Annotated in this window: 8 protein-coding genes; 4 read left to right on the top strand and 4 right to left on the bottom strand. The window is 54.5% G+C overall.

Going from position 1 to position 8,691, the window contains the following annotated elements:
* The coding region (locus BUA36_RS26440) for a transposase (RefSeq protein WP_139260701.1) at positions 1 to 191 on the bottom strand (191 nt) is incomplete at its 3' end.
* A gap of 127 nt (positions 192 to 318) precedes the next feature.
* Here BUA36_RS26440 and BUA36_RS26435 point away from each other — a divergent pair.
* The 4 genes from BUA36_RS26435 to BUA36_RS30475 all read left to right on the top strand — a co-directional run bounded on the left by BUA36_RS26435 (position 319) and on the right by BUA36_RS30475 (position 4,423).
* Positions 319 to 855 (top strand): hypothetical protein, encoded by a 537-nt coding sequence (locus BUA36_RS26435; RefSeq protein ID WP_167544338.1) that lies wholly within the window; start codon positions 319 to 321, stop codon positions 853 to 855.
* Between the two features lie 25 nt (positions 856 to 880).
* Positions 881 to 2,155: a rubredoxin gene (locus BUA36_RS26430; protein ID WP_084560358.1), complete on the top strand. Its 1,275-nt coding sequence runs from the start codon at positions 881 to 883 to the stop codon at positions 2,153 to 2,155.
* Positions 2,156 to 2,163: 8 nt separating this feature from the next.
* Positions 2,164 to 3,150, top strand: coding sequence for a DUF4238 domain-containing protein (locus tag BUA36_RS26425; RefSeq protein ID WP_072789225.1), 987 nt, complete (start codon positions 2,164 to 2,166; stop codon positions 3,148 to 3,150).
* A 70-nt stretch (positions 3,151 to 3,220) separates the two neighbouring features.
* Entirely contained in the window at positions 3,221 to 4,423 is a 1,203-nt protein-coding gene (locus BUA36_RS30475; protein ID WP_139260699.1) for a hypothetical protein, read from the top strand.
* 145 nt (positions 4,424 to 4,568) lie between these two features.
* Here the strand turns inward: BUA36_RS30475 and BUA36_RS26415 are convergent, their stop codons facing one another.
* The 3 genes from BUA36_RS26415 to BUA36_RS26405 form a co-directional block, all read right to left on the bottom strand.
* Positions 4,569 to 6,008 carry a tetratricopeptide repeat protein gene (locus tag BUA36_RS26415; protein WP_072789221.1) on the bottom strand — a complete coding sequence of 480 codons (1,440 nt, stop codon included), beginning with the start codon at positions 6,006 to 6,008 and terminating at the stop codon, positions 4,569 to 4,571.
* A gap of 1 nt (position 6,009) precedes the next feature.
* On the bottom strand, positions 6,010 to 6,360 hold the full coding sequence (locus BUA36_RS26410; protein ID WP_072789219.1) for a hypothetical protein: 351 nt from the start codon (positions 6,358 to 6,360) through the stop codon (positions 6,010 to 6,012).
* Between the two features lie 458 nt (positions 6,361 to 6,818).
* The coding region (locus BUA36_RS26405; RefSeq protein ID WP_208861933.1) for a patatin-like phospholipase family protein at positions 6,819 to 8,691 on the bottom strand (1,873 nt) is incomplete at its 5' end.

Below are 8,691 nucleotides of genomic sequence, written 5' to 3'. Positions count from 1 at the left end.
CGTCCTTGCTGATACAACCGACGCCAGCTGAACACCTGGTTGGCATTGACGCCATGGTCGCGCGCAATGCGCGCCACCGAAACACCTGGCTGCAGCGACAATGCCACCAAGGCACGTTTGAACTCCAGCGGATGCTGACGGTAGTGACCACGTGAATTGGTGGAAGTGACTGGTTGAAAATTTGTGTCCATAATCAAAATTTGTGGGCACAAATGCCGTGCCAAAATTAGATCATGGATGGTGCTGCGAGCAGAGTCTAGACGGCGCTGGCTTTACGCTTACGTTCAGACGGCATTGGTCTGCGGATTTGTCCACGGAGTGCTCGATGATCTTGTGACGTCAATAAAACTACTCTTCTCAGGAAAATTGACTGCATCCGGCAATTTACTAAGGCAAGCGATTGAAGGTATTTGCATGGCGCTCATGTGCGCCTATCAAGGTACGTTACTCATTGGAGAAAAAGAGTCCGTCTACTGGGAAATGGTTGAACGACAGGCAAAAGAAGTTGAGGGGCATCTGGCCGCTAAGCAGCTTGTTAAGAACTGGGAGCGACTTGGATTGGCGCTGGGAGGTGCAGAACAACTCAAAACCACAATGGGCGTATATCACTTGCACAGCCATGCAGGCGTTGCAGCAATGGCGTATCGAATGCAGTTGGGGCCAAGCGGCCTCATATACATTGGCGGTCACTTTGATGAGGCAAAGGCAGATGGGTACGCCGTAGAGTTGGCCCAGCGAATAGAATTTGCGAAGTTGGCCGTTCAGACAATTGATTTCATGTGGCCGAGCGTCCGGGCAATTGCTAAGAGCGCCAAAGAGGAATCGGCGAACGCAGCAATGCCTGCATCAAAATGAAGAATTAAGCGACGAGGTGGCATAGATGCAGGACGAAGAAATGGATCAGGAGCCGGATTGGAAAAACTGGCTTAGGGAGTGGTCAAGCACTATTTACCCAGAAGACGAGGCACTGCTTCGGTCAATTGAATCTGGCAGCGGCGTTCTTGATGGGGTCATGTCGCCCCTAACGAAGGCCATGGTTAAGAGCTATGGATGTATTGGCGTCGACATGGACACGTTGTGGGCCTATACGCCCACCTCATGGAAGTGTCCTTCTTGCCAAAGGTCGAAAGTGGAAATTGCAAGGCCCAACAAGAACGGCGACCTGATGTGCCGGTTAGTCGAGCATCACGACCACATGAAAGACCTTTTGCTTCGGAAATTTCAAAGTATTTCCGCGAGCATGGAGCGCGTGGTCGCGGACGAAGCCGCTGAAGGTTTTGCCAAACGTAGTGCGCCAATGGTCTCTGCTTATGACAATACCGTGATATGCAACGACTGCAACAATGCTGATGCCGCGGCGAAGAAACTTGTACGGGCACATGCCTCATTTTCCTTCTCTCCTAAAGAAATTCTTGAATTTGTGATTACGGTGCCGGGTGCGGAGCACCGCATCGATCACGCCATTGCGGCAAGGATTTGGGAGCAAAACCGAAGCACCTTTGAATTGCGAATGAAGATCGTTGAGCGGATAGCGGAAATCGCGGCCAAGAATGAGCACTGGTACCAAAGCATGCCCGTTCAGGCTCATCCTTCCTTTGTTAAGAAGGTGGCCGCAAATGTCGCAGGGAACTGTAGGGCTCCGCATGCGTTGAGCGTACTTTGCGGGCCAATCCGCCAACATCCACAAAAAGGTCTCTCAGACTGGCGAAGGAAACCCGTCCAAGATAGGCCACAAGTTCCGACGTCGGGCGAAATTGAACATGTCGCTAAAGTCACAAGCAAGAAGAAATGGGACCTCGTCCCGGACGATTGGCATTGCCCTGCATGCAATCGCTCGAAACGTCAAATTGTTCGGCCAACGAAGCAATCTGCATGGGCATTTCCGATCGCGCGAAAACTCTATCGCGACGTTGCCAGCCCAAGTGGTAGCACTACGCATGCTGTCTGCGATGATTGTGGAAACGCGGCGATAGCCATCGTAAAGGAGGCCGTCAGAATTGCTGACGTGGAAGTTGAGGCCTACGCTCGGCAAGTCGGCCTGCGTGAATTGGCGGAGATTGTGCGCGCTCGTCCCCATGGTAGTCATCGGTTCAACAACGATGCGGCGGATGAGTTGGTAAGTAAACTTGTAGAACGTCTAAGTTACGAGGAATAGAGGTCGCGATGAAAGACGGCAACTCGGAAATGGACCCGCGCATACCTCGGATGGAGAGAGTCCTGTCACAGGCTGTTGGGCGCAATAGTGGACCAAAAGACCAGCATTACGTCACCCGGGCATATCAGGAATTGTTTTTCGCGCCAGACGGAGAGTTTTCGGTCTACGACAGGAAGCGCGCTTGCTTCAAAACCAAGGGCAAAAAAGGGGTCGCGTTTCTCGACGAGTTCTATGTATTTATTGACGACAATGGAGAGAAGCGTTTTGATGTCGAACATGCCATTGCCGCATTTGAGAACGACGCCATACCAATCATCAAGCGACTCTGCCAAAAGGAAGTCATTGACGATCTGGATCGAACAACACTAGCGTGGTTCATCGCGATCAATCTACTTCGTACGCCGCAGGCATTGGATGAAATTCTTGTGGCATATAAGGCTATGGCCCCCTACCTCAAAGAGCATTTTGGCGACGAAGCCACGGCCAAGAAATACTTTGAGGATGAACAAGGAACGAATCCGTTGCGGGCAGCTGAAATGGCCGCTTACATATTTGGACGAGCCGTGCTCGCACCAGGACGGCAAGCTGCATTGGGGCTCTTCCTTGGCGCATTGCCCATTGTGTACAAGCGAATTCACTGGTCGCACTGGCAAATATTGGAGTCGCCTGCCCCAAACGCGCGGTTTGTGATTTCGGACTGTGGTTTGGCCAACCTCGCGGAGGATGCAGAGTCAGTTGGGAATTTCTTTGCAACCGGGATGCAGCTCGCGTTCCCGCTTTCACCGAGATTTTGCCTGGTATCACATCACTCGTCTGGCAAGGCACGCGTGGAGTACGAGATGTCCAGCGTCAATCTCGTAAGACAGATCAATGAGGCTACAGCATGGGCTTCGGCACGTTATGTTATGGGACCGAACAGACGGCAATTAGAGGATGTCGTGACGGTGTTTGACAGGCAGCCGCCCACTTGGATGCCAGTGTTCCCTGTGAAGTAAGGTAATGGGCTGTTAGGCGCTGCTGCAGAGGGACAAATCCACAAAAAATCAAAGCGCAAAATTACAACATATGCAAAAGCTAATAAATTCCCTAAGCGATCATCGTGTTCCAATTTCCTACAGTCGAGACGATTGGAAGCAGGCGACTATAGAAAATTTCAGCCCCTATTTTCGTCGTCCTACGCAATTGCAAAAAAATATCGATTCGTTCATCGCAGAACTTCGCAACTTAGCGCGCATCGCGCGAGATCCAGACTACCTCAGTCTACTACGGTGGAGTCTCTCGCTTTACCGAAAAGTTTTGCGCGTAGACAGAGCAGGAGCATACCGAGCTCTTCTTGAATCGTTTGATGGCTTAGGTGCGTCTGACGCGCACTGGCTGCATATGTTTCAGACCACTAGTTCGCTTGAAGCTGGCGCAGCTGCAAGGGATGTAATATTCCAGATTTTTGAAACTATTGGAGGTATCGCTGAAGGTTGTTTCAAGCCGCAGCTTCAGATTTTATACTCATTCGCAGTACGGGACGTTACTGGAACGTGGCCCGTTCGTGTTACCTCTCTAGATTTTGGCGCGCTGGTGGGCGGATTTCCGGAATCTCATAGGACCACCGCAGCGCTACTTCTCAGAGACCCAGACCTCGATTTAACCGTAAATCAATGGCGCAATATTTCTGCTCACAAATCCTATCGACTAATTGGGCCAAAAACCATACGCGTAACATTCGGCAAAGGAACCGTGCAGTCACGTCAGTTTGGGTTAAATCGACTACGTGCCGCATGTCGCTGGGTTCAGAAGGCTCATCACGCTCTACGCCTTGCCAACACAATTATCTTCATAGAGCATGCGGAGGAAATTTTGGCGTTAGGGCCTCCAAAGATTGAGCGATCATTGGCTTCTTCAATAATGCAAATTGCTCATGATCTTTCAACTGTGGGGTATGAAACGATCAGTTGGAAAGAGCATAAGAAAGTCGGGACTTTGCTTATCCGAGACACCTTTGACCGGCCGCCAACAGAAGCTCTGATACACGCCTCTCAACAACTGGTCGCACTCAGCATTGGGGTACTTTTTGATGTCTCTAAGGTTACCTGCATCTCCAAGACTGCTATTCAGCTGCAACTTCCAGATGGAAAAATTTTTGGTACGGCGATGGTCTTAGTCGCGACTGCCGATGCCTTTAGCCTCGGAAAAATAAATCTACGTAAGTACATGGATCAGATTGAATGGAATTTCCCAGGCAAAGATTTATGTGGCTGCTCAAATTCAGCCTAGACTTGCCACACGTTTGGCCTGAAGCTAAGCTGTTCAAAAGCTAGTTGAGACGAATATGAAGAGCAGACCCCATCTAATGTGGTAGGAGGGGCTCTCGCGGATCGCTCAAGCGAAAGTACCGGGAGTTGTTCGCAGCTGCTTTTCGTCAGCGACCGCCGAACCTGCCAAAAACCGACTTAAACCATCCGCCCCTGCGGGTATCGGGCGGAACGCCGAGCGCCGGTGCTGCGCCCTTTTCCAGTTCTTCGAGGGTCTGAATGGACGTTCTTAGTCCATCGTAGTCAGATGGCGTCCAGTGTTCTATCTTGCGGTCGTCCGCGGCGGCCAAGAGCTCTCGCAAACAAGTCAGGGCACGGCCAGGCCTACCCAACTCTATCGCTGTTTGTGCGATCGATTGTCGGATGTTCACGGCCTGGGTCGAGAATGGGGCCACATGGAGCACTGCCAGTTCCAAGGCGCGCTCCCTCCATCGTAGCGCGACATCCAGATCGCCGGCATTTTCCGCATGCTTTGCGAAGTTATCGATACTGTTTAGTACGAAAGGGTGATCCTCACCCAAGGCCAAACGGGCGCCATGCCACGCCTGCTCGGTGCCATCGTAGTCGCCGCTTTTCGCCAACGCGCCGCCGAGATTGATGTGTGCGATCCCAACGCGAAATGGATCGATTGGTACTTCGTTCTTGATCATCGCCAGTTGGCGCTCGCATTCGGACTTCGCGTCGACTCGATTATCGACATCGATCCCCTCGCTGTCTGCGGTTGGCGAGACTGACGACGCAGCTACCTCGATTCCGGCTTGCATGCAGAGCTTGCGAATGCGCTCAGTGGCGTAGGGGGCGGTGGCATCCAACGCATCCAGGAATGGGACGTAAGCGCAAAGGATCTGCGAAGCGCGCTCGTCGCTGGGACGATAGTTGATCAAGAACTCCGCAAAGTCCAGCCTGTGATAGTCCGGTGGGATGAAAAATCCCATGCGAAGCAGATTCATGTTGAGCGGAGCGGCGGCCGCCGCCGCGGCGAAAGAATCGGAGGCTTCGTCTAAAAGACCCGAGCGCAACGCATGTGTGGCAAGTCCGAGTAAATATTGGACATTGTCCGGCTGCAGATATACCGCCATGCGGCTATGCTTTAACCCGCCTTCGAAATCAAATCGCTCAATGGCCAGCGTGGCAGCACGGTACGCCTGCATCGCGTGCGTCTCCGCAAGTTGCGCGAGGGATTGCTTGAGGTAGACTTCCGCCAGCGCGGTATCGTTTATCGAGCGTGCCTGCTGATAGGCCTGGATCTTGTCACCGCCCAAATCGACGAGGGTTTGCTGCAGATCCTTAATCTGGGATGTGAATTGGGCGCTTGAATTGGCCATGGAGGATTTGGTCTGCGCTAGCGACTGCTCCAAACGTTGACATTCTTGAGCGGTTAGCCGCTCACGCGCCTCATACAATTTGCTGAGATCCTGCTCGCGCACCCGCAGCAGCTCCTCAAAGTCGGCCTTGGACAGGCCAATTTCCTGGCTGATGGTGACAGTGCCATTTTGACCGACGTAGACATCTCCGGTGATGATTTTCTGATCGGACGAGGTATCCAACTCAAACCGCCCAGTGTTTTGCGATCAATTCAGCAACGCGAATGGTCGCGGGCGCCAGGGTTTCGACCCCGCTGAGGATCTGCTTAAGCCACGAGACAGCTTTGTCTACCTTCGACAGGTCCGGCTCCGGCGCCTTGAGCTGTTTGTCCGCTTCATCAATTGCAGCCTTGACGGCTCCCTTGTCAATCTCGTCCAGATCAGTGGAGGCAAGCGCCATTTTCCGCAGTTCCGCCAACGCCATCGAAACGTCACGTACTTCGAGCGGGACATTCTGATTGGCGTTCTGCACCAGATTGACTGTGCCGTCATTGACGATGATATTGCCGGTTGTAATCTCTTGTGACGTCGACATGAAGTTCCCTTTCTTCGTTGATTCTTGCTGTGGCGAACAACACTAGTTTCACCCAATTGTGCCATAGAAATAATCGGTGAAATATCGTCTGACCGCGCCAATCAGCGACTAGAGCGCGGCGGCGTATTCTCCTCCGCTGTCGCCGCCGGCAACAGGTAGTTGCGGCGAATAATGGCCACGTCGCGCTAGGCCGCCGAGTTATCAATCTCGACGGTGCCGTCGTCGCAGTAGCGAAGCATCGCTGGCTGCGCCGGCGCCACCGTCGGCCTCATGTTCCTATCTGCAGCAGCCGTAGACAGCCATGCTGCTGCTGCGACTGCCTGGTCGACGCAAAAATTTTTGAGACGGGCTTCCAGGACACTACACCGTATTCCTACCACGACCCCGGCTGTCTTCCTTTGAGGACGCCGGGCTCTTGATATGAGGTGTCAAGGGGGAGTGGAGGCCGAAACAGAGAATTAGCTGTCGCTGGGTAAAGCCGCGGCTAAGTTTCGCGCCTCAAGCTCCTTGCGGATTGCCTGCACAGCCTGCGTTGCCAGCTTGCGACACAGCAAGCCACCAAAAACGGGCGAGAGGACGCTGTATAGCGCCTTGAGCAGCCACGGGGCCTTGTTCGTCACAAGCCGGTCCAGCACTGCCTTGACGCGCCCGGCAATAGGGGTAATGAGGGTTTCGGGCAGGAAGGCCTGTGTTGGCCAGCGAGGGAGTGGCTCCTCCTCAGCCAGGCTCCCGAACAGGGGGATCAACGGCATGTGTATCTTGCCATCGCGCTCTACCAGCCATGCCGACTTTTCCAGCAGTGCCGGGTTGATCGCAGTCGTGATTTGGTTGTTCGTCACAGGCACGGCGAAATGTGTGCGCAGGAACTGCTGGCAATTGCGACGCCCCAGGAGATAGTCATGCTGCCGGAAGGATTGCGCCAAAAAGCCGGAAAACCCTCCTAGGGCACCGCAGGCCAGGTCAAACTTCGCGCTCTCTGGCGACTTGTCCCGGTCGGGTGCGATGAGAAAGCGGCTGTAGACGGATGACGCTTCAGCCAGCGCCAGGTCGCCCGAGGCAAAGCGGGCCTGGCTTTTCCATCCACCGACGAGACCGGCCAGGGCGGAAAAGAGATCCGCACTTTGCCCACGCTTGGGGTCGTCCACCTGCGCAGCATAGTCGGGGAAAGGGTCAATCAGGATGGTCGCCCGATCTGCGTCGTCGCCCGCCCGAGGACAGCGCCCCGCAATGCCGGCAAGTTCCGAACGCGCCCATTCCAGCGGCTCATTGTTGATAGTGCCACCGTCAACGAGCATTGCGGTGTAGGGTGCTGGAACCACGTCATCGATCCACTTGGGCTGGACCTGCACGGCGCACACTTTGTCGGGCGTATCGGCCGGAGCCAGCACAAAGCGGTAGACATAGCGCGTTCCTGGCACGCTCAATGGACGAGGCGCCAGGAATGCCGGAAAGGCGCCCGAGGCCAGCGCAGCGCCGGTAAACCCTGACCAGGAGGAAACGCTGTTGGGAAACGCGAGGCCTACATCGTCCAGCTTGGCCGCTCTTGGCTTGCCAGCGCCATAGTCCACGGCGAAACCGATGTAGTCGCCATGTTTCACCATCCCGAAACCGGCGTCGATGTTGGAGTTCATGGGAACGAAGTACGGAACGCCCCGCAAGTTGTTAATGCTAAAGACGTAGCGCACCGGCGAGCTGAGATAGGGGCGATTGGCTCGCGGCACCTCGCCCTGTCCCGCCGCAGTGCCGTAACCGAGCAGCGTATCGCCGATCGACTGCAGGCTGGTGGAATCCAGTAGTGAGGTGACAGGATCCTTGTTGCCCTGCAGGTCCTTGGCCTGGAGCAGGTTGCTGATATCTATGTCTGAGACCCAGGCGCGGTAAAACGGATTGGCCGACGGGTTGGTGGTGCTGCTCTTCACGTGAGGAAACTGGTATCGCAATGCAACCGCAGCAACGGCTGAAACAATGCTGCCAGCCGAAGCGCCGGACATGATGCGCAAGCGCACGTCATGGCCTGGAACGTCCCAGGTAAGCGGGTCGCGGGACGCCAGGCGGCGCTTGGCCTTCTCGGTCTCGAAGGCATCCATAGCCTCGATCAGGAAGTCGAGCACACCAGCAGTATACGCACCAGCGGAGATAGCGCCGGCCATGACTAAACCAAGGTCAAACGTGCCCTTGGGCACCGTTGGCGCCACACTATAATACCCGCCAGCCAGGTCCGGCAACACGGTGACAGGCGTAACGGCATCTGCATTCGCAACTGCTAGCATTTCCAGTGGCATGGCACTTCCCCAGTTGGTTGTTGTTGTTGTTGTTGTTGTTGTTGTTGTT

It is taken from the genome of Duganella sacchari, assembly GCF_900143065.1.
Lineage (GTDB): Bacteria > Pseudomonadota > Gammaproteobacteria > Burkholderiales > Burkholderiaceae_D > Rugamonas > Rugamonas sacchari.
This window is presented reverse-complemented; position numbering and strand designations above follow the sequence as displayed.